This window comes from Sphaerisporangium sp. NPDC049003, from assembly GCF_043197795.1.
GTDB lineage: Bacteria > Actinomycetota > Actinomycetes > Streptosporangiales > Streptosporangiaceae > Sphaerisporangium.
Map to the genome: position 1 here is coordinate 99937 of NZ_JBICTU010000012.1, position 26390 is coordinate 126326.

The following is a 26390-nucleotide window of genomic DNA, read 5'->3' on the forward strand; positions in this document are numbered from 1 at the left end:
GTGACGATGGTCACGGAGCACCGAGAGCGCCGCCGCCTATGCTGAGGAAATAGCCCTTGACCTGCACAAACGCAGGCAGGGGGCCGACATCCAGGAGTGCTCTTCATGCTGCGCACCATGTTCAATTCCAAGATCCACTGCGCCGCCGTCACCCAGGCCGAACGCAGCCGGTCGTTGGCCGGATGCCTGAGAAAGCCGGTCCCGAGGGTGCTGCTGGCCTGCTCGACGCCCTTGCGTAGCCGTGCCAGCGCGCGTTCGCCGACCTGGACGGCGTCGGCCCGCCAGCGCCCCATCCAGCACCAAAAGACTGACCAGGAGCGGGCCACTCCGGCTGGCGATCCCCGACGGACACGAAACTTTCATCGACCACTTCACGGGCAGGCGCGAGTGAAGGCCCCTCGGGGCCGGCCTGATGGGCAGGTCCGTGAGGAGATGGCCTCCGGTGCGGCGGGGCCCGCCGCACCGGAGGCCTCCTTCACGAGGAAGGGGAGGATCATCAGCGTCTGGGTCGGCAGGCCCAACCGCCACGGGAGGGTGTCGTCCCGCCGGCGTTGGGGTTCGGACCCTGGTGGAGGTACTGCCCCTCGCAGGGGCCGGTGGTCAGGGCCGGCCCCTGCCGGTGTGGGTCAGCGGGTCCAGGTCCACTTCTGGTTGTTGCCGCCCGAGCAGGAGTAGAGCTGGAGCTGGGTGCCGTTGCCGGTGCCCGCGCCGATGGCGTCCAGGCACAGCCCGGACTGGACGCCGACGATGGACCCGTCGGAGTTCAGGCGCCACTTCTGGTTGTCGCCTCCCCAGCAGGAGTAGATCTGCACCTTGGCTCCGTTGGCGGTGCCGGCGGCGTCCAGGCACTTGGTGCCGTACACCTTGATCTCGCCGGCGGAGGTGTAGGTCCACTGCTGGTTGGTCTGACCGTTGCAGTCCCAGATCTGCAGCTGGGTGCCGTCGGTGGTGGTGGCGTTGGGCACGTCCACGCACCGGCCGGAGGCGACCCCCTTGATCGGCCCGCTACCGCCACCAGGCGGAGGAGTCGTCGTCGGAGTGACCGTCGGGGTCGGGGAGGGGTTGGGACTGGCGGCGTTCAGGGCGTTGAGGACCGAGGTGTAGGCGGCCTTCTTGTTGCCGTTGCCGTCGAACAGCAGCGGGCTACTGCTCGCGCCGAGCCAGGAGTCGCTGTCGCGTACGCCCCACACGGTGATGCCGACGCAGCGTGGCACGGCCAGGCAGTCGTTGGTCACGTTGGCGTAGGTCGTGGCCGAGCCGCCCTGGATGTCCAGCTCGGTGATGGCCACGTCGACGCCGAGGGCGGCGAAGCTCGACAGGGTGGTGCGATAGTTGCTGTTGTAGGCGCTGTTGTTGTTGAAGTGGCCCTGGAAGCCGACGCAGTCGATCGGCACGCCGCGGGACTTGAAGTCCCTGACCATGTTGTAGACGCCCTGCGTCTTGGCCCAGGTCCAGTTGTCGATGTTGTAGTCGTTGTAGCAGAGTTTGGCGGCGGGGTCGGCGGCCCGCGCGGTGCGGAAGGCCACCTCGATCCAGTCGTTGCCCGTGCCCTGGAGGTTGGAGTTACGCCGGCCGCCGGTGCTGTCGTCGAAGGCCTCGTTGACCACGTCCCAGGCGTAGATCTTGCCCTTGTAATGGGCCATCACGCCGTTGATGTGGTTGATCATCGCCTGGCGCAGCGCGCTGCCGGACATTGACTGCATCCAGCCCGGCTGCTGGGAGTGCCAGGCCAGGGTGTGCCCACGGACCCGCTTGCCGTTCTGTACGGCCCAGTTGTAGACCCGGTCGCCGTTGGTGAAGTTGAACTGGCCCTGCTGGGGCTCGGTGGCGTCGATCTTCATCTCGTTCTCGGGCGTCACCATGTTGAACTCGCGGTTCGCGATCGTGGTGTAAGCCGAGTCGCCGAGCTTGCCCGCGGCGATGGCGGTGCCGAAGTACCGGCCGCTCTGCGCGGCCGCCGCGCCGAGCGTGCTCGCCGCGGCACCGGCGGGAACCGTCATCGCCAGCGCCGTGACCGTGCCGAGCACGCCCACAACGCCGGCGGCCAAGGCCCGGCGCAAGCCACGGAAGGACCGACGGGTTCCAGGCGGGGGTGGGGCGGTAGAAGTGCCCATTGCCTGAGCCTCCATAACTGAATCACAGTGAAGGGGGGACACGCGGAGACATCCCGCGGAATCGACGCCGCGCCCCAGAACGGGGACGCGCACCACGAGGGCGTCGTGAACGGCGACCCCTGCAGAGCACCACCAACTGGCAGGGAGGGCCGCCTTGGGGACTCAGTGTGGAAACATTTCCGAAATGTGTCAAGGCCTCCAAGAAAGTTTCGACCTCCCGGCTCTGTGTACGCGGCCTCTGACGTACCTCGACGTCCGTACCAGCTCCTGAAAGTTTGCGGCGGCCTCGGCGCGCGGCACCGGCACGGTCGTCCCGTCGCCCGCCGGGACACATCGATGAAACTTCCACCACCACGTCCTCACCGGGCATGTGCGGCCACCCGGATACTTCCAGGTGAGTCGCCCTCGGCCACCGCACCGGCCGGAAGACGTCGACTCGTCCCCTTGACGACCCCAAGCCGCCTCGTGTTTGCTTCGCCCCACCACCACCTCCGGCCACCCGACAGAGGGGGGAAGTGATCCGCACGCGCGATGTTAGCGATAACAATCGTCATCACTCATAAAGCGCACCATTGACCGGGGTGCGGCGAGATCGGGATGGACACCACGTCCCTGTGATCCGCCCTCACGGTCGCCGATCTCTGATGGAAGGCTCTCCGCGCGACAGAAGAGTCCGAGGAGCTGGCCTTTGTGGCCTGCGGCGATTTCGTAGCCGCAGGGAACGGCAGGCAAGCCGGCCGTGCGCCGGGCCCTGCCCCAAAGATCGCACCACCTCACGGCATTCGCCCATGAGAAAGCTGATGCCAAAGATGTTAGCGATAACAATGACTACGGGCTGGGCCTGCTCGCAGCCGCCCGAGGGGATAGAGCATGCGTAGGTGGAGACGACGGTTCACCGCAGCGGCCCTGACCGTGGCCGTGGTGGCGCTGGGCATGGTGCTGGGAGCCGGTGTCGCCGGCGCGGAGTCCAACGGCGGGGTGCGGGTCATGCCGCTGGGCGACTCGATCACCGAGGGGACCCAGGTCCCGGGCGGATACCGCATCGGACTGTGGCAGCGCCTGGCCGCCGGCCGCTACACGATCGACCTGGTCGGATCGCAGTACAACGGGCCCGGAAACCTCGGCGACCACGACCACGAGGGACATCCCGGGTGGCGCATCGACCAGATCGACGCCAACATCACCGGCTGGCTGCGCACCTACAACCCGCGCACCGTGCTCCTGCACATCGGCACGAACGACGTCCTGCAGAACTACAACCTCTCCACCGCACCCCAGCGGCTTTCCACCCTCATCGACCACATCACCGCCACCACCCCCGACGCGCACGTCTTCGTCGCCACGATCATCCCGCTGTCCAACACCGGCCAGGAATCCGCCGCCCGCACCTTCAACGCCGCCGTCCCCGGCATCGTGCAGACCAAGGTCAACAACGGCAAGCACGTCCACCTGGTCGACATGCACAGCAAACTGACCACCGCCGACCTCATCGACGGCATCCACCCCACCTCCGGCGGCTACGACAAAATGGCCGCCGCCTGGTACACCGCACTCCAATCCGTCCCCGGCAGCATCGACCAGCCCGGCACCCCCACCCCGGCACCCTCCTCCACCAGTGCGATCCGCGGGGTGGGCTCGGGCCGGTGCGTGGACGTCACCGGCGCCTCGCAGACCAACGGCACGCAGGTGCAGATCTGGGACTGCAATGGTCAGACCAACCAGCGGTGGACCCTGACCAGCGCGGGTGAGCTGCGCGAGTACGGCGGCAAGTGCCTGGACCTGACCGGCGCGGGCACCGCCGACGGCACGCAGGTGCAGATCTGGGACTGCAACGGTCAGACCAACCAGCAGTGGCGCTTCAACACCGACGGGAGTATCACCGCGGTCGGCGCGAACAAGTGCCTGGACGCGCCGAACTACTCCACCGCCAACGGCGTGAAACTGCAGATCTGGTCCTGCAGCGGCGCCGCGAACCAGCGCTGGACCCGCGTCTGACCCACGATCCCTCGCCGGGGCGGCGGCCGTAGCCGGCCGCCTCGGCGAGCGCCAGGCCTGGCGAGGCGGCTCTCGCCGTGTTTCTGTCGGCGGCGCTCGCGTTCCGGACGTGCGACCCCGCACCGACATCTCTGCCACGGACGCCACGGCGCCTGCGACAGGTACCGGGAGGTGCCCCCGCCGCCCGGCCACCCTCGCGACGGCGTCATCGCACATCTCGTACGACGAAAGGATCAAGCTCGATGCGTAGTCGTTGCTGCGAAAACTCGGGGGCACCAACCGGCTCGCCCTGGTCGACGCGGCGGCCCGTTTCCGCGCCGGTCGCGAGCCCCGCGGCGTGCTGCCCAAGCCGCTGTCGTCGTTCGTCGGCCGGACCAGGGAGATCCGCGACCTGCGCCGGCTCCTCGACGAGCACCGGATGGTGACACTGACCGGACCGCCCGGCTCCGGAAAGACCCGCCTGGCGCTGCACCTGGCACACTCGGTGACCACCCTCCCGCCGGCCGTCCTGGTCGATCTCGCGCTGCTGTCTCCCGGAGATTCGGCGGAGCGGGTGCTCGCCGACGCGCTGGGCGTCGTCGGCGGAGAGCACCGGCTGCGCACACTGATCCGCGAGACCCTCGCCGAGGGGCGGCACTGGCTCGTGGTGGACAACTGCGAGCACGTGACCGACACCGTCGCGGATCTGCTGGCCGATCTGCTGACAACCACCGGCGACACGCACGTGCTGGCCACCAGCCATGGAGCGCTCCATCTGGCGGGGGAGGTCGTCTACGAGATCCCGCCGCTGCCGCTGCCCGCCGAAGTGGACGACCCGGCGGCCGTGCGGAGCGTCGGCTCCGCCTGGCTGTTCGCGGAACGCGCCGCCGCCGCCTCGCCCGGGTTCGAGGTCACACCCGGCAACGCGCGGCAGGTCGCGACGATCTGTCATCGGCTGGACGGCCTGCCGCTGGCGGTCGAACTGGCCGCCGCCCGGATCCGGTTCTTCACCCCGGCCGAGCTGCTGGCCCGTCTGGACGACCGGTTCGCCCTGCTGACCGATGGAGCACACGGCGCGCCGAACAGGCACCGCACCCTGGAGGGCGCGCTGACCTGGAGCTACGAGCTGCTGAGCGAGGACGAACGGCTCCTGCTGGAACGTTGCTCGGTGTTCCCCGGCGAGTTCGACTATGACACGGCGACGCAGGTCCTCGCCTACCCGCCGCTGGACTCAAGCGACCTCCTGCGCGTCTTCTCGCGCCTGCTGGACCGGTCGCTGATCAGTTCCCGCCAGGACGAGTCCACCGAATACCGCCTGCTCGACAGCGTCCGTCATTTCGCCCATGCTCTTCCAGCGACTGGGCGACGATTGGCACCGCGCCCTGGCGCTGGCCGGCCTCGGGTTCGCCGCCGACGCCGAAGCCGCCTTCGCCCGGCTGTCCCACGCCGCCGAGCTGTTCGGCCGGCAGGGCGACCACGTCAAACGCGCGAAGTGCCTCAACCAGATGGCCCAACGGGCGATCGAGGAGCGGGTTCACCTCGACGACGTGCCCAGCTGGCTGGCCGAGGCCGCGCGACTGGCCAGGACCAGCGGCAACGACCACGAACGGCTGCACGCCGAGCAGTACCGGGCCATCTTCGACCAGCAGTTCGGAGACCACGCGATCGCGCGCCCGGTTCAGCGCCCTGCTCCCCGAGTTCCGGCGGATCGGTGACCTGCGCTGCGCGGTCCGCTGCCTCCTCGGCCTGGGCCGCGCAGCGTCCTTCGGCGGCGAGCACGATCAGGCGCGGCGGCACTTCGCGGAAGGCACCCGGATCGCCGTCGGCCTCGATCTGCGCCTCACCGCGATCGGCCTGCGCCTGCTCGCCGGGGCCGAATGCGCCGCCGGTGACTTCGAGCGCGCCGCCGCCCTGCTCGGCGCCGCCGGACGACTCGACCCCGCGAACCGGCAGGACCTGGTCCCTGACCCCTCCCTCCCGGCGGCCCTGCGAGACCGGCTCGGCCCGGCGGGCTTCGACTCCGCGTTCGCCGCCGGGCACCGCACGCCCCCGGCCGGGGTGCTGGAGGCGGGAATGTGAGACGGACCGGACGGTCCGGGGGCGAGGGAACGTCGAGCTTCCTCGACCGAGTCACGGGCAGGGCCGCCCCCCGGCGTGGCCGGGGGGCGCGAGTTGTCTCAGGGGCTCGTGCACCGGTAGCCGGAGGGCGTCTGGGTGTCGCCGTTCGGACGGCTCGCCTGGAAGCCGAAGGTGGTGCTCTGGCCGGGGCCGAGCGCGCCGTTGTGCCCGGCGCTCTTCGCCGTGACGGTCTGCCCGCTGACGGTCAGCGTGGCGTTCCACGAGCCGGTGACGGTGTGGCCGCTCGGCAGGGTGAAGGTCACCGTCCAGCCGTTGATCGCCGAGGTGCCGGTGTTGGCGACCGTGACCGGCTGGATCACGTACCCGTTCCCCCACTGCGACTGGACGGTCGCCGTAACCGAGCATCCGCCCGTGCCCCCGCCGCCGGGCGGGGTGGTGACGGTCGCCGTGTTCGACACCGGCGAGAGGTTGCCCGCCGCGTCGCGGGCCCGGACCTGGTAGCGGTACGTGGTGTTCGCGGTGAGCCCGGTGTCGGCGAACGAGGTGGTGGCGGAGGTCCCCACCTGCGCGAAGGCGCCGCCGGACGCGCCCGGCGCGCGCAGGACGTCATAGCCGGTCACGCCCACGTTGTCGGTGGACGCGGTCCACGTCAGGGTGGTGCCGGTGGAGGTCGTCCCCGACGCGGCGAGGCCGGTCGGCGCGGTCGGCGGGCTGGTGTCGCCCCCGGTGGTGGCCGGGGGGACGCGGACGATGCGGTCGTCCTGCGCCACCGGGGTGCCGCGGCCGTCCCTGTTGCTGGTCGTCACCCAGAGCCAGCCGTCCGGCCCGACCGCGACCGTGCGGAGCCGCCCGTAGGCGGACGTGAACTCGGCCAGCGGGGTGCCGGGCGTACCGGCGCCGCTCAGCGGCACCGTCCAGAGCCGCTGGCCGCGCAGCGCGGCGACGAAGAGCGTGTTGCCGGCGAAGGCCAGCCCGCTGGGCGACGCCTCGGCGGTCGTCCACGTGACGATCGGGTTGCGGAAGGAGGGGTTGGAGCAGGTGCCCTCGCACGTCGGCCAGCCGTAGTTGGAGCCCGCGACGATCTGGTTGACCTCGTCCCAGGTGTTCTGCCCCAGCTCGGCGGCGTACATTCTGCCCTGGGGGTCCCAGGTCAGGCCCTGGACGTTGCGGTGGCCGTAGGTCCACACGCGCGAGCCCGCGATCGGGTTGTCCGCGGGCACACCCCCGGTGGGCGTCATACGCAGGATCTTCCCTGCGGGGCTGTTGACGTTCTGGGCGTTGGCGGAGTTGCCGGCGTCGCCGGTCGCCACGTAGAGCATGCCGTCCGGCCCGAAGGCGATGCGGCCGCCGTCGTGGAAGGTGTTGCTCGGGACCCCGGAGAAGAGCACCGTCTGCGTCTGAGGCGCGGTCAGTTGCAGCCTGACCAGGCGGTTGTCCCCGGCGGTGCTCGTGAAGTACGCGTACACCCAGCCGTCCTGGGCGTAGGTGGGTGACACGGCGATGCCGAGCAGGCCGCTCTCACCCGAGGCGCTCACCCCGCTGACGGTGGCGACCGCCGTGGGCGTCTGGCCCGGCCGCACCTGCAGGATGCGTCCGGTGTCGCGTTCGGACACCAGCGCGCTGCCGTCCGGCAGGAACGCCAGGCCCCAGGGCACCTGAAGGCCCGTGACGGAGACCTGCGCCCGGGAGAAGTCGAAGCCGCCCACCACCTGGGCGCGCGCCTCGGGAGCGGTGACGACGAGCGCGAGCAGAGCCAGAATCAGAGCAGGGACGACGCGGGCGCGCATGATGGACTCCTCGACCGAATCACTGTGCTGATAACGGCACCGTAGGCACGTGGGCCTCAGGACCTCAAACACCGCGACCGGTTCGCCCCGGCAATCTGGGAGGACGACGCCGCGCCCGTGAAACTTTCACCGAAAGGGCGAAAGTTGCGGCCCGGCAGTGGTTCGGGCATCCCCAAGATCGAAGGACTCGGCGCGCGTCAGCGGTTGACGGCGTCCGAGGTGCTCTCTTCGACCAGGAAGCCGCCGGACTGGTGGTGCCACAGACGGGCGTACGGCCCCTGGGCCTGGAGGAGTTCGCGGTGACTGCCCTGTTCCACGATGCGCCCCTGGTCGATCACGACCAGGCGGTCCATGCGGACGACGGTGCTCAGCCGGTGCGCGACCACGAGGGCGGTACGGTCGCGCATCAGGCCCCAGAGGGCTTCCTGCACGAGGATCTCGCTCTCCGAGTCCAGCGCGCTCGTGGCCTCGTCCAGAAGCAGGATCGGCGCGTCGAGCAGGATGGCGCGGGCGAGGGCGACGCGCTGACGCTGGCCGCCGGAGAGTTTGACGCCGCGCTCCCCGACCAGCGTGTCGAAGCCCTCCGGCAGCGCCTCGGCGAACTCCGTGACGTGCGCCGCCCGTGCGGCCTGGTGGACCTCGGCGTCGGTGGCCCCCGGCCGGGCGAAGGCGATGTTGTCGCGCAACGACCGGTGGAACAAGGCGGGCTCCTGGGGGACGTACGCGATCAGGCTGCGCAGGTCGGCTTGGTTGAGCCGGGTGATGTCCTGCCCGCCGATCAGGATCCGGCCGCCGTCGATGTCCATGAGGCGGAGCAGCAGCCGGGTGAGAGTGGTCTTGCCGCCGCCGGACCGGCCGACCAGGCCGATCTTGGTGCCGGTGGTGATGTCCAGGTCCAGGCCGTCGAACAGGAGCGGATTGCCGGCGTGCGCGAACGTCACCCGCTCGAAGCGGACGCCCGCGTCGGCCGGGCGCAGGGGTTGCGGGTCGTCCGGGTCGACCACGCCCGGCGGTGTGAGGAGAAGCTCGGTGAACTGGGCGGCCTCGGTGAGCACGCTCTCCAGGCGACGGTAGATCTGGTTGAACTCGAACATGAGGTTGATCGTGTTCGCGTAGTAGGTGAACGTCACCACGATGGCCTCGACGCCCAGGCCACCGCGCAGGGTGACGGCGAGGAGCAGGCCGACGGTGCTGGTGATGATCGACAGCGGTGAGACGACGGTGTCCACCCGGAGGTTGCCGTAGTCCCAGGAACGGAGCGTCAGCCTGCGCTGCTCGGCGAGCCGGGCTCGGTGCTCCAGGGCCTCGCGGTCCTCGGCGGCGAACGCGCGGACCGTGTCCATGTTGGCCAGCACGTCGGCGACGTGCCCGGACACCCGTACCTTGGCGGCCTCGCGCCGGTCCACCAGCCTCTGGCGACGGCGGATGAGCGGGGTGACGAGGAAGCCGGTGACGGCGATGAGGCCCACGAGGACGAAGACCAGGAGCGGGTGGTACCGCCACAGCACCACCGAGGCGAACGCCAGCGGCACCACCTTGGCGATGACCGAGAACGTGAGCGTGTCCACGAAACCCTCGAACCCGCTGGAGAAGCTCAGCACCCGTTTGGTCAGCGAGCCCGCGAAGTTGTCGTGGAAGAACGCGGCGTCCTTGACCAGCAGCTTCTCCATGCCCGTCACACCGAGCCGCTCGATGCCCCGTGCCTCGGTGCGGAACACGAAGTGCAGACCGACCCGCCACAGCGCCTCGCCCACGAGCAGCCACGCGCCGAAGCCGAGCACGTACGGCAGGAGCACGGCGAGGGTGCCGTCCCCGCCGTCGGACAGACGCCCCACGATGCCGCCGACCGCCAGTGGCGCCAGGTAGAACAGGCAGATGTTCCCCACCGCCGGCGAGATCAGCGCGGGCACGGCGATCCGCCACTGCCTCAGCAGTTCCCCGTTGTAATACCGAAGTGCCAGCAGAACGGCCGACCTCCGGGCGGACGGTTGGTCCGCGGGGGAGTCAGGTGATCCGAGCAATGCCATCCGCCCCTCCGAATACTCACGGCTATGGCCATGGTGACGTGGAGTGGGCGCGAGGGGCGAGCGATTTTCGAACGCCGGCCCCGGATCCCAGAGGAACAGTGATCCGAGTCCGGTCCGGCTTCGGGGTCAGAGTGTGCTGCTCCAGCCGCTGTTGACGGTCTGCCATTCTGTCGGCCTCCATGGCCGGCGTGGTCGTCGGCCTCCCAGGCGGTGCCGTAGTGGCCGTTGCCGTAGTTCTCTTTGCCGATCTCCCAGTACTTCACGCCGTACGCCTTGGTGACGTTGGCGTACTTGACCCAGTCGGCGGCCTCCTGCGGCGTGCCTGTGCCGTAGTTGGCGATGATGATCGGCTGCGCGCCGGATGCGCTTCGCCCTGAAGGCCCGCGGGAGCCGGTACCGGGGTCAGGGTGGCGGCGCAAAGGAGAAGCACGCCGCCCAGCCTGGAGGCGCGGAACCGGCTCGGTCTCATGACGTTCCTTTTCGAGAGGATCTGGACGGTCAGAGGTCCAGGCCGGAGCCGCCGAACCGGTCCCGCAGGAACCTGCCCTGGTCGCGCAGGGCCTGCTCGTCGCCCCGGTAGACCGACTCGGCCACCTCGCGCAGCCGGGCGTCCAGCAGGTCGAGCTGGGCCAGCAGTTCCTCGTGGGCGCTGCGCTCCCGCTCGCCGCGCCGCGTGAGCGCGTACGAGCGGGGCAGGTTCGCGTACGCCTCCAGGCTGGACGGCAGGTAGTCCCTGATCGTCTGCGAGACGATGTACAGATGGTCGGGTGAGGAGGTGAGCGCGTCCGCGCGCCTGAGGATGTCGCGCAGCACCTCGGCGAGCGCGCCGGTCCTCGCCACCACGTCGCCGGGGAACCGGCCCCCGCCGACCTTGGCCAGCAGGGTGTCCAGGTCGGCGTGCAGCCGCCGGGACTCCACCTCCGCGTGCGAGATCGTGAGCCTCACCCGGTCGGCCGGTGCCAGCAGCGCCCCGACGCCGTACAGCCCGGCCACCACGACGGGCCAGAACGTCCCGGCGACGCCCAGGAAGACCAGGACGACCCCGGCGAGCGCCAGGGCGCATCCGGCGATGTTCCTGGTCGAGCCGGCGTAGGCGAGGATCCGCGCGCCGGGACTACTGGTAGCCACGGATCTCCTTGAAGGCGGCGGCCAGCGACCCCTTCCGGGCGTCGAAGGTCGCTCCACCGGTGAGCTGGGCGATCCGCCGCATCTCGTCGGCGTCGCTGTCGCCGAAGAGCACGACGAAGGTCCGGAACTTCACGGGCAGCGACGCGTAGTAGCTGGCGAAGTCGTCGTACGAGCCGCCGTCCGTGTTCTCGCCGTCGGTCATCAGCACGATCGAGGTGAAATCCTCCGATGGCGACGACCTGGCCTCCTCGTAGGCGGCCCGCAGGCTGTCGAAGATCGCCGTGCCGCCGCCCGCGCGCAGCGCCTCGCCGTACGACCGGATCCGCTGGAGCATGGGTTCGGGGTTCCGGTCGGGCAGCGTGAAGGTCTGCGGCGTGCCTGGGGCCCCGCTGAACGGGATCATCGTGACCGTCTCGCGGTCGCGGAAGCGCGAGAACGACCCGCTGGCGGAGGTGTCGGCGCCGGACAGCGCGGTCAGCGCCTGCTTGAGGGCGTCGATCCGGTCGCCTTCCATCGAGCCGGAGGTGTCCAGCACGAACAGCGTCCGCGACGGCTCGCGCACCTGGTTGAGGTAGACGCCGATCAGCTCGTCGGCCGCGCTGCGCCGGTTGGGGAAGGGGAGCTCCACCAGCGGCGCGGACCCGAAACGCCGGTCCGGCCCGACCTCGGGGACGATCGGCCGGCGGTAGGTCGTGGTCATGAGCTCCCGCTGGATCTCCGGCCCGCGCAGCCAGGCGGCGAGCTTCCCGTACAGCTCCTTCTTGCCCGGGGTCGCGGAGCTCAGGAGCGTGAGCGGGTAGTCGGCCGTCACCACCCCGTCGCTCGGGTAGATCAGCGTGAGCGGCTCGGTGAGCCTGCCGGAGGCGTTGAGGCCGAGGAGCACGGACTCGTAGTTCACCAGTCCGTCCACCGAGCCCTGCTTGGCGTACGCGTCCGCGAGCCACCCGGAGGAGCCGGCGGTGAGCGTCTGCGCCGAGAAGAACTCCTTCAGCCTGGGCGTCGCCGCGTGGATCTGGGCCTTGTCCAGGGCCTCCCCGGCGTCCGACAGCGCCGCCGTCACGCCGACCAGCGCCGAGAATCCGGAGTTGGACGCCGCGGGGCTGGTCATGCCGAAGGTGAACTTGTGGGCGCGAGCGGCCGAGGCGATGTCGTTCCAGGTCACGGGCTTGCGGTCCCAGCCCAGCTCGCGCGCTTTGGACGCCTTCAGCCCGAGCAGCACGGGCGAGACCATGACCTTGGTCTGGGTCGAGAGCCGGGCGGTCGCCCCGTCGATCAGCGACAGGTAACGGTTGGAGGAGAACCACGTCGCGTCGTACGTCCCGTCCGCGCCGCCGCTCGCCACCTGGTCGGCCCCGTCGAGCGTTCCGGCGTACGACAGGACGACCCGCACGCCGACGGCGTCCTTGGCCCGGCTGAGCAGCGGCTCCAGGTCCTTGATCTCGCTTCCCGCGAGGACGCGCAGCGCGTCAGGACCGTCCGCGGGGGTGCCGGGCGTGTCCGTACCGCCGCACGCGACCGCCGTCAGCAGGGTCAGCACGGCGATCGCCCGCCTGAGCGGGCGGGAACCCGCGCGTACGCCGGGCGACGGTTCGCTCATCGGGGGAGCGCCTGCTCGTCGCCGCGCTGGGAGCGCTCCAGGTACGTGCGCGCGTGGTCGAGCTCGATGGTCAGGTTGTCCACGGTGATCGCCATGTTCTCCACGGCCTTGGCCTTGAACGTGTCGATCATGTCCATGGTGGTGTAGATGTTGTCGAACGCCTGGCGCAGCGCGTCCATGTCGACGGTGGTGGACGCCGCCTGGGTCTGGATGCCGGCCGCCTGCGTGCGCAGCATCTCGCTGGTCGCCACGATCAGATCCGAGGTGGTGCTGTTCAGCGCCGTGATCTGGTCGAGCACGAGCTTCTGGTCGGCGAGGGCCTGGGCCACGGTCACGGCCGTGCGCAGCGCCGCGATCGTCGTCGTGGTCGCCCGGTCCACCCCCTTGATCAGCTCAAGGTTGTTCCTGCGGATCAGGTCCAGCGCCAGGTACCCCTGGGCGGACACCGCGAGCTGCGTGAGCAGGTCCTGGTGCTTCTGCCGGATGCCGAACAACGCGTCCGAGCGGAGGGCGGTGGCCTTCTCGGGGTCGGCCGCCTCGACCTGCGTGATCTTGTCTTCCACCGCGGAGTCGAGTGCGGCGGCGAGTAGGGCGTACTCCTGCAGGCGCTTCATCGACTCCCACAGGTTGGTCTTCTCGCCCTCGATGGCCGCGTTGTCCTTGAGCAGCTCGTCCTGCCCGGACTTGAGGGCACGGATGATGTCGTCGATGTGCCGCTGCGCCGACTGATACTTCGCGAAATAGTCGCGCAGCTTATCGCCGAACGGGATCAGTCCCAGCAGCTTCTTGGCCGGGTTGGACGCGTGCTTGGGGTCCAGGTCGACGATCGTGCGGCGCAGAGCGACCAACTGCCCCGCCACCGCCGCCTGCGCGTCCTTGCCCTCTCCCTTGGCGGACGCCAGCGCGGCCACCGGGCGCTTCAGCATGCGGTTCGCCACCTGGGAGGAGGCCCGGATCTCCGAGTCGCCCATGGAGGTGATGTCGCGCACCTTGCGGGTGAACTCCGGCGACCGGGGGTCCAGTCCGCCCAGCTCCTCGGCGAAGCCCCTGGCCTTCTCGTCCAGCTCGGACGCGCGTCCCTCCGGGACCGGCAGCATGGTGGCCGCCTTCTCCGTGGGCACCTTGGCCACGGGTTCGGGCGGGCTGAGCACGAGATCGCTCACGGTGGTCTCTCCTCGCAGGGGGGAAGGTGAGGTCAGGGGGTTGGGGAGGGGACCGAGCCGGACCGGTAGAGCAGGTCGATCGCGGCGATCATGCCCTCCAGCCGTTCGTAGTCGGGCGGCTCCACCACGTCGATCAGGCCGGCCGGGAGCCGCGCCCTGACCTTGGCCGCCAGGTCGTCGAACGCCTTGGCGGCGGCGGTGCGGAAGCCGTACAGGGCGGCGAGGCGCCCGAGCTCCGGGTCCTCCTGCAGGAGCCGGCCGACCTCGGTGCCCTGCGGGCTGAGCGGTACGAGCGTGTGCTTGCTGAGGACCGTGGGCGAGGGGTAGATGAGCCGCATGTCGGGGCGGATCGAGCCGTCCCCTGCGAACAGCCGCGAGGCGTACTGCGCCTCGTAGACCATGACCATGGGCGTCTTCCCCATCCCCAGGGACAGGTAGTCCTCGAACGGTGCCTCGGTGGAGGTCTCGGAGTACCCCTGGTCGAGGAAGAGCGGGGCGACGGCCTCCGCGACCCTGGAGGCCCGCGCGTCAGAGGTGACGACGTCGTCGCCGTTGGCCACATAGCCGGCGATCGACAGGTACATCGCCGCGGAGTTGGAGGTGCGCACGTCGGTGGTGGTGAGCAGCACGCGCTTGCGCGCCGGGTAGGCGGTGTTGCCCGGCAGCCTGTCCCACCGCGTGCCCTTGGCCGCCAGATCCAGATATTTCCGGATATCGAGCACCTGGTAGCCCTGGCCGGAATCGCGCACGACGCCCGCCTTGGTGAGCACGTCCACGATCGGCTTGAACGTGGCGATCGCCATGGGGGAGGAGAACGGCGCGAACGTGCGGGTGGCGCCCTGGTCACGCTTGATCTTCTCGGCCGCCGGAGCACTGGAGGGAAACGCGAAGCCGTACTTCTTCAGATCCACCGAGGCCGCGATCTGGCGCGAGCCGGCGGTGTCGACCTCCACCCGGAGGCCGTGCCGGGCGAAGACCGCCCGCACCCTCTGATCGTCGAAGAACGGCTTCTTCTCCGATCCGATCACCCCGCGGACCAGGGCGGGCTCCCGCGTCTCCGTGCCACCGCCGCGGTTCCCCAACACGATCGCCACCACCACGGCGGCACCGAGGAGCAGCGCCAGCCCGACGCCGATCCAACGCTTCATTTGATTCCTCGAAAGCTCGCCCCGTATCGCCATAAGTCGGCGCCCCCAACCGAATTATGGAAGTTATCACGACGAGGTGGGGCGAGGCTTGCGAGAAGTAGTGATAATTCCGCTTCCGTTCACCATTACGTCATAATTCGAATGCACAAAAAGACAATTATGTCTTACAAAAGTGGGCAAAAGGTGCAATGGCTGCCGTGGGTCCGGCCGGCACCGAGGCGGCCACCTGGCCGGTCAAGGTTCCACAACGGGGTGCGGCGCCACCAGGCGCCTTCCGCCGAGCGGCTCCCATGAGCCGGCGTGGTGGCCGCGCGGCCGGCCCTCGGCCGCTCCGCGTGACCCGACGAGGTCAGCCGATGCGGAGGGGGAGCGCGCGGGGGCCGCGTACCTGGCCGGCGGACCAGGTCACCTCCGCCGGGTCCGCCAGGGTGAAGTCCGGGATCCGCTCCAGCCAGACGTCGAGGGCGACCCGCAGCTCCATGCGCGCCAGGTGCGAGCCGACGCAGCGGTGGATGCCGAGGCCGAACGCGGCGTGCCGGTTGACCTGGCGGTCGATGACGACCTCGTCCGCCCGGTCGAACTGCTCCGGGTCACGGTTGGCCGCGGGGAACGAGAGCAGGATCCAGTCGTCGGCCCTCATGTCGACGCCGTTCCAGCGCATGTCCTCCTTGACCAGCCGCGCCATGGTGACGGGCGCGTAGGCCCGCAGGAACTCCTCCATCGCGGTCGGCAGCAGCTCGGGCTCGGCGACCAGGCGCTCGCGGTCGCCCGGGGTCTTGGCCAGATGCCACAGCGACGCGCCGATGGCGCTCCAGGTGGTGTCGATGCCGGCGATGAGCAGGAGCGCCATCGTGCCGGCCACGTGGGACGGGTCGAGCTTGTCGCCGTACAGCTCGGCGTTGATGAGGTACGTCGTCAGGTCCTCACGCGGGTTGTCGAGGTGGTCGCGGATCTGCGCGAGCAGGTAGTCGAACAACCGCCCCATGCGCGCGACGCGCTCGTCCGTCGGCAGGTTGACGCCTTCGAGCGCGTTCTCGATGAACTCACGGAACCGCGGGCCGTCCTCCGGCGGGAACCCGAGCATGTCCGCGATGACCCGCATCGGGATGTACTGGGCGTAGTCGCGGGCCGCGTCGACGACAGGCCGTCCCTCGAACTCGTCGATGAGGCTGTGGCACAAGGCCCTGGTCGCCGCCTCCCGCTTGGTGACCTCGCTCTTGGTGAACGCCGGCAGCAGCAGCTTGCGCGCGTCGTGGTGGAACGGCGGGTCGGAGGAGATCGGCGGCGTGCCGCCGACCGGCGCCAGCTCGCGGGGCGGCCGGAAGTTGCTCATGATGATCGACCGCGAGGAGAAGCGCTCGGTGTCGTAGGCGATCGCCGCGACGTCCTCGTAGCGCGTCGGGAGCCAGCCGCCGCCGAAGCGGTCGGTGTGCGCGATGGGGCACCGCTGCCGCAGGTCGTCCTGGATGGGATACGGATCTTCCGCCCATTCGGGTTCGAGGTGCGAGAAGCCGGTCGCCCAGTCGGAGACCGGGCCGGTGATGACCTCGTTGCGAGTGCCGACAGGAGCGTCCGGGCGGGTCTCCCGGAAGTCCCGGGTGAAGCGGTCGTCGACGGTCATCTCACGCGTCCTCGCTGAGGTCGATCGCTCGCTCCGGGCAGTTGGACACGGCCAGGCGTGCCGTGCGCTCGTCGCCCGGTGGCACGACGCCGTCACCGATGACCTGCCCGTAGCCCTCGCCGTCCTCTTTGAACAGGTCGGGGGCCAGGTCGTAGCAGCGGCCGTGTCCCTGGCAGCGCTCAGGACCGATTCGTACTTTCACTGCGGATGCTCCGCTCTGTGTGCGGTGATGTCGTCGGTGGGGCGAGGGCGCCCACGACACGGGTGAGCAACGCCGACCATTCCCCGTCGTCGACGGCGTGCAGGTTGGGCGTGATGAGCGCGCTGCCCATCGCCAGCAGCAGGCAGAAATGGGCCAGCGCGTCCGGCGACAGCGCGGGATCCAGCTCGCCACCGCCCTGGGCCACGCGTACCAGGTCGGCGATCCAGTCGGCCCGCTCGCCGACGTAGTCGCGCATCGGACGGGCGACGTCCTCGTCGCGACGGGCCGCGACCAGCGCCTCGACGATGAGGTAACCGGGAACGTCGCGACGGCGCGGTAGCCAGCGGCCGATCACGAGGAGCACATCGGTGATCGACCGGTCGGGGTCGGCGGCGAACAGGCCGGCCAGGAGCTGCCGCCCGTGCGCCCGCAGCGCGGACACGATCAGCTCGGCCTTCGAGCCGAAGTGCGCGTACAGCGCGCCGTTGCTCACTTGCGCGGCCGCGGCGATGTCGGCCACGCGGGTGCCGTCGTACCCGCGCTCGGCGAACACGTCGGCGGCCGCTCGTAACAACCGTTGACGCGTCTCGGCGGCGGTGACGCCAGCGATACGCCCCATAAGCGAATTAAATGACCGTTCATTTGTTTCGTCAAGCGCCTGCTCACCCGGCTGAGTGAGTCTGGACGCACCGAACCTGACGGTTGGGCGCGCATCTGTCACTCCTGCGCCGTCAACGATGCTCGACGCCTGGCCGACCCGCGTCAAGCCAAAGGTCGTGTGGTGCGGCGATCGGGAATCGCCGCACCACACGACCTGGTCACCGGGTGCTGTGCGGGGTCTCGCGCGCGGGGGTCAGCCCACTCGGCAGGAGACCGCCGGCCAGGTCCAGTTCCCGTTGTGCTGGATCGTGAAGCCGAAGGTGTTTCCGCTGCCGTTGGGCCTCATCGTCATGACGTTGCCGGTGGAGTCCCACGTCGGGGATCCGTTCCAGGTGGCGATGATCTTCTGCGGGCTGCGTACCGTGACCGTGACGATCCAGGAGTTGCTGCCCGAGACCGCTACCGACAGGTTGAACCGGTCGCTCCACTGCTGACCCTGCGAGATCGTGGCCGTGCAGCTGCCACCGCCGGGGGGAGGGGTGACCGTGGGGGTCGGCGTAGGCGTCGGGTCGGTGCCACCGGTCGGGGCGACGGCCCGGCCGGTCGACGGCGAGATCATGCCGGCGCACAGGTTGCGGCTCGTCAGGTTCTGCACGATCTGGGGGATCGCGGCGATCGTGGTCGCGTACTGGTCGTGCATGAGGATGATCTGGCCGTTCTGCAGGGTGCTGGCGGCCTGGACGATCTGCGCGGTGCTCGCGCCGTTCCAGTCCTGGGAGTCGACGTCCCAGATGATCTCGGTGAGGCCGAGCTGCTGCTCGACCGACTTGAGCGTGGCGTTGGTCTCCCCGTACGGGGGGCGGAACAGCTTGGGCGCGGTTCCGGTGACCTGCTGGATGACCTGCTGGGTCCGCTGCAGTTCCGACTGGATCTGCGAACTGCTCATCTGGGTCAGGTGCGGGTGGGTCCAGCTGTGGTTCCCGATCCACATGCCGGCGTCCTGCTGTGCCTTGACCAGGGCCGTGTTGTTCTGGGCGTTCTGCCCGATGTTGAACAGGGTGGCCCGCACGCCGTTGGACTTCAGGGTGTTCAGCAGGGTGTTGGTGTTGCTCGGGTTGGGGCCGTCGTCGAAGGTCAGGCCGACGTATCCCGCGCTGCAGCTACCAGCGCTAAGCAGAGGCGTCAGGCCGCCCAGCGTGCTCGCGGCGTCGGCCGATGTCGGCAGCGTCAACGCGAAGGCCGCGCCGATGATGCCGACGGCGGCGATGACGATGGCGTTTCGGGTGAGTGAACGTCGTTTTTCGGCTCTGCCGGGGGGGACGGCATTGTCGATCATGTTGGTTCCTCCCGTGGAACACGTGATCGGGACATGGACGTACGCGCGGCATCGCCGCCCGCCGCGTCGGCACCGAGGCGCCGAACGGCGTTGAGCTGTGGTTATGCCGCTGGGAACCCGGGCGAAGGTTGGAGGATCTCGCCTGGGCCTCATTCTTCGGAGGTCGGCGAAATGTGTCAATATATTGCTGAAAAGTTTCGGGTGCATTAACCGTTTAAGTCGGCGTTAAGCTGCTGTAACGTGGATGAACTTTCCGAAACCTTTCGTAATTCACTCAGAGTGGCTAACGGCGTGATCACCAGGAGCCCGCCGAGCCCAAGTCTGAGTCCGAGCCCGTGTCCGTGTCCGAGCCGTGTCCGAGCCGTGTCCGAGCCGTGTCCGAGCCCGAGCCCGTGTACGTCCGGCCGTCCGGCCGTCCGGCAAAAGCAAACGGCCTCCCGGTCGTAGCCGGGAGGCCGTTCCGTATGCCAGGTGCCGCGCCCCGGGCGCACCACCCTGATGTGCCGCCGGGTGTCAGCCGCCGAAGGGGGGCGGGGTCCGGCGGGCCGCGTCGAGGTCGTCGGCGAAGCCGGCGTCGGCGGGCGTCAAACCGAGGGCGTCTGAGGCGACGGCGCCCGCCACATCGGGTACATGACCGGGCCGTCGGGCAGCCGGAGTAGTTCGGGCATGTCCACGTAGCCGTGCCGCAGGTACAGCCGGCGGCTGGCCTCGCTGCTCGCCTCAAGGTAGGCCGGCATCCCCTGGGCGTCGAGCCGCCGGTGGTGTTCCTCCAGCAGCAGGCTGCCGAGGCCCCGGCCGGTCCGTCCTCGTACCAGGGCGATGAACGCCAGGTAGTGGTGCGGCTCGTGCGGGTGCAGCTTGTCCATCTGCTCGCCGAGGACGCCGAAGCGTCCGGCGTGTTCCCCGGAGAAGGAGGCGATCTCCTCCTCCTGGCCGGGGATCTCGGGGAACGGCGCGGTGAACCAGACCGCGACCCCGGAGAGCTCGCCCGACTCGTGGATCCCGTAGACGGTGCCGTGGTCGAGCGCGTGGGCGGTGTGCATGGTGAAGAACCGCCGCTGGATCGGCAGCCGGTCCTCCACCGGCGGGATGAGCCAGCTCGTGATCTCATCGAGGCTGAACGTGTCGGCGATGATCTCGCCGGCCGCGTCCGCGGCCGTCAGCCGGGTGATCTCGGCCGTCACTTGGAGCCTCCGGTCACGGCCTGCGCGCCGAAGCCGATGTTGGCGTACACCTCCGGCCTGGTCACCTTCAGCACACGGCCCCACACGACGCCGAAGATGATCGCGACGACGAAGATGCCAGGCAGGATCCAGCGGATGAGCGAGTCGGGCGCGACCCCGAGGACCGTGTCGAAGTTGATCAGCGTCAGCCCGATGATCAGGCATAGCGCCAGGGCGGCCAGGGCCGGTGCGATGCGCGTCCGCCACGCCGTCTCCCCCGAGGGGTTGCGTGAGAAGTACACGATCACCGCGATCGAGGTGACGGTGAGCAGGGTCAGCAGCCCGAGGCCGCCGAAGGCGCCGAAGGTGAAGAACAGCTTCGTGACCGGGTCGAGCCCGAAGATCGCGTAGACGATGATCACGATCAGCCCGAGCGCCGTCTGCAGCACCGATCCGGCCACCGGAGCGCCGGTACGGGCCGAGGTCCGCCCGAACAGCGAGGGGATCACGTTCTCACGGCCCAGAGCGAAGATGTAGCGGGCCGTGGTGTTGTGGAAGGCGATCATGCAGGCGATGCTGCTCGTCACGAACAGCACGGAGCCGATGGTCGCGACGCCAGAGCCCAAGTGGGCGGACGCCTGGTCGAAGATCAGCGTGGGCCCCTGCTCGGTCGCCGCCTTGACGATTCCGCCCGGCCCTGGCGGTACCGTCTGCGCCCAGGCGGAGATCGCGTACAGGACCGCGATGATGGTGATGCCCAGGTAGGTGGCGATGGGCACGGTCCTGTTGCGGTCCTTGGACTCCTCGGCGAAGACCACCGACGACTCGATGCCGGCGAACCCGGCGACGACGGTGGCGAGCGCGGCGCCCACGCCGGGCACGAACAGCGAGCCGGGGGCGAAGCCCTCGAAGCTGATGCCGCTCGGGGCGGCGTTGAACAGGTCACCGATGTCGAACACCAGGACTACGGCGATCTCGCTGACCAGCAGGACAGAGAGGATCTTGCCGTTGACGTCCACCCGCAGCAGCCCGAGCAGGCCGGTCAGCGCCCACGCCACCAGCGCGATCACCCACCACGCGGGCGAGCCGCCGAACCAGTCGAGGAGAAGCGGTTCCGCGGCCGACCCGATGATGCCGTAGAGACCCAGTTGCAGCGCGTTGTAGGCCAGCAGCGCCACCCACGCGGTCGCCACCCCCTGCGTCCGGCCGAGCCCCTGGGCGGCATAGGCGTAGAAGGCGCCCGCGTTCACCACGTGCCTGGCCATCGTCACGTACCCGACGGCGAAGAGCGCGAAGATCGCGCCCAGCATCAGGAACGCGAACGGCACGCCGATGACGCCCGTCACCGCGTACGCCGTCGGGACCGAACCCGCGACGACCATCAGCGGTGCCGCCGCGGAGACCACGAAGAACACGACCGATGGGACGCCGAGCCGATCCTTGGCCAGCGCGGCGGAGACGGCACTGGGCCGTTGCTCTGTGAGGGACATCCGGAACTCCGAGAGATGGGGGGAGAGAGGGCACACCGAGGGCCTGCGACAGGCTCGCAAGATCGCCTACAGACGACGAACGGCGATGATATAGGCGATTTGTTAAATCTGTCATCGACGAAAGTACGGATCGTTAGAGGAACGACGTGTCCGGATTGCCCGATGGGCAAATATGTACGGGGAAGCCGCAATTCCGGTTAATGGGTTACACCCAGTTTTGGACAACCCGATAATGCACATTACGTCAAATCGGACACGGCGGAAGGCGGAACGGACGATGCGGCGCCGGCCGCCGGCATCCGCGACGGGTTGAACCGGCTGTCGCCCGAGCACCGCGCGATGCTGACGCCGCGCCACCTGGAAGGCCTGTACGGGCAGGCCGCGGGGCAGATGCTCGGCGTCCCGGCGGGCCGTACGGTTCCGGCTGTACCAGGCCCGCGAGAGTTTCCGGCGAGCATGGCGCACAGAGGGGAGCCCCGGCTCGGCGACATGCGCGGGCTTCCGGCTCCCGAGCAAGCGGCTCCTCGGCCCCCGGCCGACCGGCCTCGTCGACGTTGGCCTTTTCGTTACGCGGGTCGAGCGCGTCGCGCGCCGGGACTCCGGAGGCCGTCCGATGTGCCCGCATCACTGGTGCCGGCGCCTTCCGGGTTGAGCTGTCCCCGGCCTCGGCGGTGAACGAGCCGCTCCACGAGGCCGCAGGCCCGCCAGGAGTCGGGGTTTTCGGTGCGAACCGGGGCGTCGAGCGTTAGCGTCTTGGCCGCGGAACTGTGCCCAGCGGCGGACACGGTGCGCCGCCCATCAGGAAAGGCCGGTCAGGACCGTTGCGGGGAAAATCAATTTCCAGATCGTTGCTGGTTGCCGCAACCCTCCTTACCGCACTGATGGGGTGCGGGGAGACACCCGAGATCGCGGCCGGCGACCTTCCAGGGGAAGCGCACGACATCACGGGGGACGATGACCTGGGAGGGCCGGAATTCTTCGTCGCCAACCGCTCCGGGCGCGCGGTGGCCACATACGAGTCGGCAACAGGGAAGCGGCTCGACGAAATCGTCGCACCCAAGGGCCTGGAGATAGACCAGATCTCCAGTGTCGCACGAGGGGGATTCATCTTCTCCGCCACCGATGAAAGGAGGATTCCGCACTTCTTTCGTGCGGGCCTGGCGTCGGACGGCTCGGTGTCGCTGGTCAAGCCGTTGACGCTGCCGTACGGCTTCACCCCCGCGACGATCGCCATGGCGATGTCCTGGTCGGGCTCGAAGCTCGCCTACTTCGGGGGTTTCGGCGGCGACGGTTCCGCGGGAGCGCGTCTCACCGTCAGAGATCTGTCCAAAAGCAGGGTGTACGAATTCCCCTTGGCCCGGAAGACGAGTTCGTGGATATCGGAGATCTCCTGGGCATCGGACGAGAAGCACCTTGTCATGACCGTGCTGAGCCCGTGCGGGAACGCACCGCCGGACGGGGCGGCCTGCACGGGCGACGTAAGCGTGCGGGTCCTTGACAGCACCAGCACAGGCCTCGATATCAACGACGCGCCCGAGATAGCCAGGCATCCCGCTTGGGGAACCGCTACTCAAAACGGTCTCGCCTCGTACGTGAGTGGTTCTGCGGTTCTCGGCCCAGACGGATCCGCGGCCTATGTGCCCCTGTCGAGAACCGAAAAGGACGGGCACCGCTCCACTTTGGTACAGGAAATCAGTTCCCCAAGCGGCGAGCTCATCCGAGAGTTGGCACTCCGGCCGACGGTCAAGGACTCGATTCTGTCCTTGGCCATGGATGAGTCCGGCCGGTACCTCATCGCTCGATTCCCGGGGAGCCTGGAGCGCATCCGCCTGAGCGACGGCGCCCATGTCACCACCGTTCTGAACGACGGCGGCATCTCACAGGTCGCCTGGTAGGGCATCGGGGCGGGGATTCCCAGCGAGCCGCAACGGGTGATTCACACCGCTTCGCCGGTAAGGGGTTCTCAAGGGCGGTCATGTGCGATAGAAGATCATTTGCATCTACTGTCTCTTCTTGAGGTGTATGTGAAGAAGCTCCTGCGACTTCTCGCGGCCCCGCTGTTCGCCGCGACACTCGCCCTCACCGCCTTCACCAGCCCAGCCCGCGCGGACACGCCTGAGAGCGATGCCGAACTCGCCCTCCAGTGGCAGACCGCGTGGGACACCTACAAGTTCTACGACACCGCGCCTCCCGTTCCCGGGGTGGGGCGGAGCCGGGACACGGCCCAGATCTCGATCCAGATCAACGCTCCCGTGCAACGCGTCTTCGCCAAGTATTCGATCATCAGCAACCACATCGGCAGGGCCGCGTTCCTGAAGCGCGTCGTCACCCACAAGGAGTGGTGCCGGCGCGACATCCGCTACATCAACTTCACGGCGATCGAGGACATCCCGTACCAGGGAACGATCGTCACCAGCAAGACGCACGCGCAACAGCGCATTCACCAGGAGGACCTCTACTACGAGACGGACACCTGGTCGGAGCCCAACGTCGTCACCCACCAGAAGATCGTCTTCAAGAAGCTGCCCGGCGGGACGACCCAGGTCACCGAGCACCTCACCTTCGAAGCCGACGCCTCGCTGATCGACTTCGTCGTCACGAACGGCGTCGCCTCCCACCAGCAGACGCAAGCGGGACTCAAGGCCGCGATCGAGACCGGCGCGCTCTGATCCATGGCGCGGGCGGGGCTCGCCTTCCGGCACGCCCCGCCCGCGCGATGATCCCCCGCGCCTAGGGTTGCTGGGAGATCCGGAACGACTGCGCGGGCGTGCCGTCGCAGGTGCGCTGTACCAGCTGGACGGAGTCGGCCGTTGAGGCGCCCGGCACGCTCAGGCACTTCGCGCTGAGGCGGCTGACGAAGTGGTAGTAGCCGCCGCCCTCGGACAGCGCCTGCCACTGCTGGTTGTTGCCGCCGCCGTACGTCCACAGCTGAAGAGGGGCGCCGTCGGCCGTGGACACACCGGTCACGTCGATCACCTGGGCGCTGTTGTTGCGGTTGTTCATCCGCGCGAAGCCGTTACTGGTCGGCTGGACCTGGAACTGCTGGGCGAAGGTGCCGTTGCAGGTGTACTGCTGGATCGCGGTGCCGTTCGACGAGGCCGCCGCCCGGGCGTCCACGCATTTCCCGTTCCCGCGATTGGCGAGGCTGTACCAGGCCGTCGGGGAGATGGTGTCCGACGGCGGCGGAGTGCCCGCTCCGCCCAGCCACAGCAGGCCGTCGATGACGAACCGGTTCTGCACCTCGCTGGCGAATGTGGAGGACAGCCCGGTGTTGGTGTCGTAGTTCATCGCGTTGTGGCCGAAGTTCGCGTACAGCATCTTGTAGTTCTTGTTCGTCCACATGATGGGGTAGTAGCCGCTGTACCACGACTGGTTGGGATCTGTCCCGACGGGGAAACTCGACGGGTCGATGGACGCCAGGATATTGATGTCCGGGTTCTTCCTCAGGTCGTTGTTCCAGCTGTACCACTCGCTGACCGAGGACGTGAAGGTGGCCGGCAGCCGTCCGGTCGAGGGATGGGTCGCGTTCTCCGTGCGCAGGACGACCGAGGTGGGTCCCCAGGTGTTGGACCTGAAGGCCCCGGTGCCCAGGAACTGGTTGTGATACCAGGGCCAGGTCTGGGGATCGGTGTTGAACGCGGACACGTGGAATCCCATCCACGCTCCGCCGTTGCGCATGTACTGCTCGAACGCCGATCGCTGAGCGGCGGTCTGGGGAAGGTCGTCCAGGAACAGCACCACCTGGTACTGCTGAAGGTTGCCGGCGTTCAGTTGGTCCCAGTTGTTGGTGGCGGTATAGGAGAAGTTGTTCTGCGCTGCCACCTGCGGGAACCACCGGTTGGCCTCTTGCACGAAGTTGATGTGGGCCGCGTCCCAGGTGCCGTTGTAGAAGGCGAGCACCTTGAAGCTCGGGGCGATCGCCGCCTGTGCGCCACCGGCGGCCGGGATGACAGTGAGGCCGAATACTACGGCGAACAAGGCGAGCAGCCACGTCCGTGCCCGGGCCGCGTCCGCCATGGTGCTCCTGGTCATACGCGTGTTCCTCTATCTTTCGACAACGACGGTTCCACTCGCAGGCACAGCGATGACCAGGCATTCCGCACTTCGGCATGCCTTCAGATCATTCTTTATGACTTAATTGAAATCATGTTAAATGTCGCTGTCAAGGGCGCCGGTGGGCTGGACAGAGGCCGGTCCCGAAACTCTTCGCGGGCTCCGTGCGTTCCTCATGTCAACGGGCCCGATTGGACCGGTGGACTCCGCTCGCTCCCCATCGGGCTCCCGAGCAGAGGACGAGAGCCAATGATCCCTGAGCCGACCATCCCACGGCCGGAGCACGAGCGGCAGCACGTCCAGGCCATGGCGTCCGTCGGCGAACTGCGCTATCCCGCCGGGTCGCTGGTGCTGCTCGCGGGCCTGCCAGGAGCCGGCAAGAGCACGCTGCTCGCCCGCCTGTACGGACTGAAAGGTGACGAGACGGAGCCTGTGGTGGCCGGAGGCGTGCGGGTGATCGACTCCCGCCAGGCGCGCAACTGGTGGGCGCGCTACCTCGGGCCGGTCCCCACGCGGGCCCGTACCCCCATCGTGCACGCCACCCATGTGTCGCGTATCGCGCGCGCGGTGCTGCGCGGGCACGCCGTCGTCGCGCACACCAGGGGCACCTGGCCGCACATCCTGTACGGCTTCGCCTGGCTCGCCCGGCGTCGTGGCGCCGCCATGCACGTGATCCTCCTCGACATCCCGCCGCAGACGGCCCGTGCCGGGCAGTACTCACGCGGGCGGGTCGTCACCGCGGCCACCTTCGCCCGGCACTGCCGCCGCTGGCACGTGCTCATCGGAAGCGCCCGCGCCCACGGCCTCCCCTCGGCCGCCGGCGTCACCGTCCTCGACCGCCCCGCCGCCGACCGGCTGACCAGGATCCGCTTTGACGCCACGCGTTCGAAAAGGCCTTGACCGTCATC

General features: G+C 68.9%; 19 protein-coding genes and 1 pseudogene. 6 read left to right on the top strand and 14 right to left on the bottom strand.

Translation table 11 applies throughout. The features are described from left to right. Positions 1-626 precede the first annotated feature (626 nt). Positions 627-2048 (bottom strand): endo-1,4-beta-xylanase, encoded by a 1422-nt coding sequence (locus ACGFIV_RS15175; protein ID WP_392835181.1) that lies wholly within the window; start codon positions 2046-2048, stop codon positions 627-629. 936 nt (positions 2049-2984) lie between these two features. On the opposite strand from ACGFIV_RS15175, the gene ACGFIV_RS15180 reads away from it, so the two are divergent. The 3 genes and pseudogenes from ACGFIV_RS15180 to ACGFIV_RS15190 all read left to right on the top strand — a co-directional run bounded on the left by ACGFIV_RS15180 (position 2985) and on the right by ACGFIV_RS15190 (position 5803). After that, a complete protein-coding gene (locus ACGFIV_RS15180; protein WP_392835184.1) occupies positions 2985-4109 on the top strand; it encodes a ricin-type beta-trefoil lectin domain protein in 1125 nt (374 codons plus the stop codon). Between the two features lie 418 nt (positions 4110-4527). Then, positions 4528-4779: pseudogene (locus ACGFIV_RS15185) on the top strand (AAA family ATPase); the annotation flags it as partial. Positions 4780-5431: 652 nt separating this feature from the next. After that, on the top strand, positions 5432-5803 hold the full coding sequence (locus ACGFIV_RS15190; protein WP_392835368.1) for a hypothetical protein: 372 nt from the start codon (positions 5432-5434) through the stop codon (positions 5801-5803). A 462-nt stretch (positions 5804-6265) separates the two neighbouring features. On the opposite strand, the gene ACGFIV_RS15195 is transcribed toward ACGFIV_RS15190, so the two are convergent. From ACGFIV_RS15195 to ACGFIV_RS15250, 12 genes are all read right to left on the bottom strand, one after another. Further along, entirely contained in the window at positions 6266-7954 is a 1689-nt protein-coding gene (locus ACGFIV_RS15195; RefSeq protein ID WP_392835187.1) for a PQQ-dependent sugar dehydrogenase, read from the bottom strand. 197 nt (positions 7955-8151) lie between these two features. Next, positions 8152-9981, bottom strand: a complete 1830-nt coding sequence (locus tag ACGFIV_RS15200; RefSeq protein ID WP_358558988.1) for an ABC transporter ATP-binding protein — start codon at positions 9979-9981, stop codon at positions 8152-8154. A gap of 498 nt (positions 9982-10479) precedes the next feature. Beyond that, positions 10480-11109, bottom strand: coding sequence for a hypothetical protein (locus ACGFIV_RS15205; protein WP_358558990.1), 630 nt, complete (start codon positions 11107-11109; stop codon positions 10480-10482). Then, a complete protein-coding gene (locus tag ACGFIV_RS15210; RefSeq protein WP_358558992.1) occupies positions 11096-12706 on the bottom strand; it encodes a VWA domain-containing protein in 1611 nt (536 codons plus the stop codon). The genes ACGFIV_RS15205 and ACGFIV_RS15210 overlap by 14 nt, the downstream gene beginning before the upstream one ends. After that, positions 12703-13869: a toxic anion resistance protein gene (locus tag ACGFIV_RS15215; protein ID WP_392835191.1), complete on the bottom strand. Its 1167-nt coding sequence runs from the start codon at positions 13867-13869 to the stop codon at positions 12703-12705. Before ACGFIV_RS15215 ends, ACGFIV_RS15210 begins: the two co-directional genes overlap by 4 nt. A gap of 32 nt (positions 13870-13901) precedes the next feature. Then, complete coding sequence (locus ACGFIV_RS15220) at positions 13902-15017, bottom strand: hypothetical protein (protein ID WP_392835194.1); 1116 nt, start codon at positions 15015-15017, stop codon at positions 13902-13904. Between the two features lie 349 nt (positions 15018-15366). Next, a complete protein-coding gene (locus ACGFIV_RS15225; RefSeq protein ID WP_392835196.1) occupies positions 15367-16638 on the bottom strand; it encodes a cytochrome P450 in 1272 nt (423 codons plus the stop codon). 1 nt (position 16639) lies between these two features. Next, positions 16640-16840, bottom strand: a complete 201-nt coding sequence (locus tag ACGFIV_RS15230) for a ferredoxin (protein WP_358559000.1) — start codon at positions 16838-16840, stop codon at positions 16640-16642. After that, entirely contained in the window at positions 16818-17459 is a 642-nt protein-coding gene (locus ACGFIV_RS15235; protein WP_358559002.1) for a TetR/AcrR family transcriptional regulator, read from the bottom strand. Before ACGFIV_RS15235 ends, ACGFIV_RS15230 begins: the two co-directional genes overlap by 23 nt. 234 nt (positions 17460-17693) lie before the next feature. Continuing rightward, positions 17694-18776: a polysaccharide deacetylase family protein gene (locus ACGFIV_RS15240; RefSeq protein ID WP_358560173.1), complete on the bottom strand. Its 1083-nt coding sequence runs from the start codon at positions 18774-18776 to the stop codon at positions 17694-17696. A gap of 584 nt (positions 18777-19360) precedes the next feature. After that, complete coding sequence (locus ACGFIV_RS15245) at positions 19361-19960, bottom strand: GNAT family N-acetyltransferase (protein WP_392835201.1); 600 nt, start codon at positions 19958-19960, stop codon at positions 19361-19363. Next, positions 19957-21429 (bottom strand): APC family permease, encoded by a 1473-nt coding sequence (locus tag ACGFIV_RS15250; protein ID WP_358560177.1) that lies wholly within the window; start codon positions 21427-21429, stop codon positions 19957-19959. The genes ACGFIV_RS15245 and ACGFIV_RS15250 overlap by 4 nt, the downstream gene beginning before the upstream one ends. An 848-nt stretch (positions 21430-22277) precedes the next feature. Between ACGFIV_RS15250 and ACGFIV_RS15255 the strand changes: the two genes are divergently transcribed. Together ACGFIV_RS15255 and ACGFIV_RS15260 are read left to right on the top strand one after the other, a co-directional pair. Continuing rightward, positions 22278-23324 carry a hypothetical protein gene (locus ACGFIV_RS15255; RefSeq protein ID WP_358560179.1) on the top strand — a complete coding sequence of 349 codons (1047 nt, stop codon included), beginning with the start codon at positions 22278-22280 and terminating at the stop codon, positions 23322-23324. Between the two features lie 129 nt (positions 23325-23453). Then, a complete protein-coding gene (locus ACGFIV_RS15260; RefSeq protein WP_358560181.1) occupies positions 23454-24098 on the top strand; it encodes a hypothetical protein in 645 nt (214 codons plus the stop codon). A 61-nt stretch (positions 24099-24159) separates the two neighbouring features. Here ACGFIV_RS15260 and ACGFIV_RS15265 read toward each other — a convergent pair whose 3' ends face one another. Beyond that, positions 24160-25461, bottom strand: a complete 1302-nt coding sequence (locus ACGFIV_RS15265; RefSeq protein WP_358560183.1) for a ThuA domain-containing protein — start codon at positions 25459-25461, stop codon at positions 24160-24162. Positions 25462-25731: 270 nt separating this feature from the next. On the opposite strand from ACGFIV_RS15265, the gene ACGFIV_RS15270 reads away from it, so the two are divergent. Next, the gene (locus ACGFIV_RS15270; RefSeq protein WP_358560184.1) at positions 25732-26382 is read left to right on the top strand and encodes an AAA family ATPase; all 651 of its coding nucleotides are present in this window, start codon (positions 25732-25734) and stop codon (positions 26380-26382) included. The last annotated feature ends 8 nt before the right edge of the window (positions 26383-26390 follow it).

What these genes read in the sequence shown, in the direction of transcription:
- ACGFIV_RS15180 (WP_392835184.1), top strand. Translation starts at nt 2,985, where the DNA reads ATGCGTAGGTGGAGACGACGGTTCACCGCAGCGGCCCTGACCGTGGCC.
- ACGFIV_RS15190 (WP_392835368.1), top strand. Translation starts at nt 5,432, where the DNA reads ATGCTCTTCCAGCGACTGGGCGACGATTGGCACCGCGCCCTGGCGCTG.
- ACGFIV_RS15195 (WP_392835187.1), bottom strand. Translation starts at nt 7,954, where the DNA reads ATGCGCGCCCGCGTCGTCCCTGCTCTGATTCTGGCTCTGCTCGCGCTC.
- ACGFIV_RS15200 (WP_358558988.1), bottom strand. Translation starts at nt 9,981, where the DNA reads ATGGCATTGCTCGGATCACCTGACTCCCCCGCGGACCAACCGTCCGCC.
- ACGFIV_RS15210 (WP_358558992.1), bottom strand. Translation starts at nt 12,706, where the DNA reads ATGAGCGAACCGTCGCCCGGCGTACGCGCGGGTTCCCGCCCGCTCAGG.
- ACGFIV_RS15220 (WP_392835194.1), bottom strand. Translation starts at nt 15,017, where the DNA reads ATGAAGCGTTGGATCGGCGTCGGGCTGGCGCTGCTCCTCGGTGCCGCC.
- ACGFIV_RS15225 (WP_392835196.1), bottom strand. Translation starts at nt 16,638, where the DNA reads ATGACCGTCGACGACCGCTTCACCCGGGACTTCCGGGAGACCCGCCCG.
- ACGFIV_RS15235 (WP_358559002.1), bottom strand. Translation starts at nt 17,459, where the DNA reads ATGGGGCGTATCGCTGGCGTCACCGCCGCCGAGACGCGTCAACGGTTG.
- ACGFIV_RS15240 (WP_358560173.1), bottom strand. Translation starts at nt 18,776, where the DNA reads ATGATCGACAATGCCGTCCCCCCCGGCAGAGCCGAAAAACGACGTTCA.
- ACGFIV_RS15250 (WP_358560177.1), bottom strand. Translation starts at nt 21,429, where the DNA reads ATGTCCCTCACAGAGCAACGGCCCAGTGCCGTCTCCGCCGCGCTGGCC.
- ACGFIV_RS15265 (WP_358560183.1), bottom strand. Translation starts at nt 25,461, where the DNA reads ATGACCAGGAGCACCATGGCGGACGCGGCCCGGGCACGGACGTGGCTG.
- ACGFIV_RS15270 (WP_358560184.1), top strand. Translation starts at nt 25,732, where the DNA reads ATGATCCCTGAGCCGACCATCCCACGGCCGGAGCACGAGCGGCAGCAC.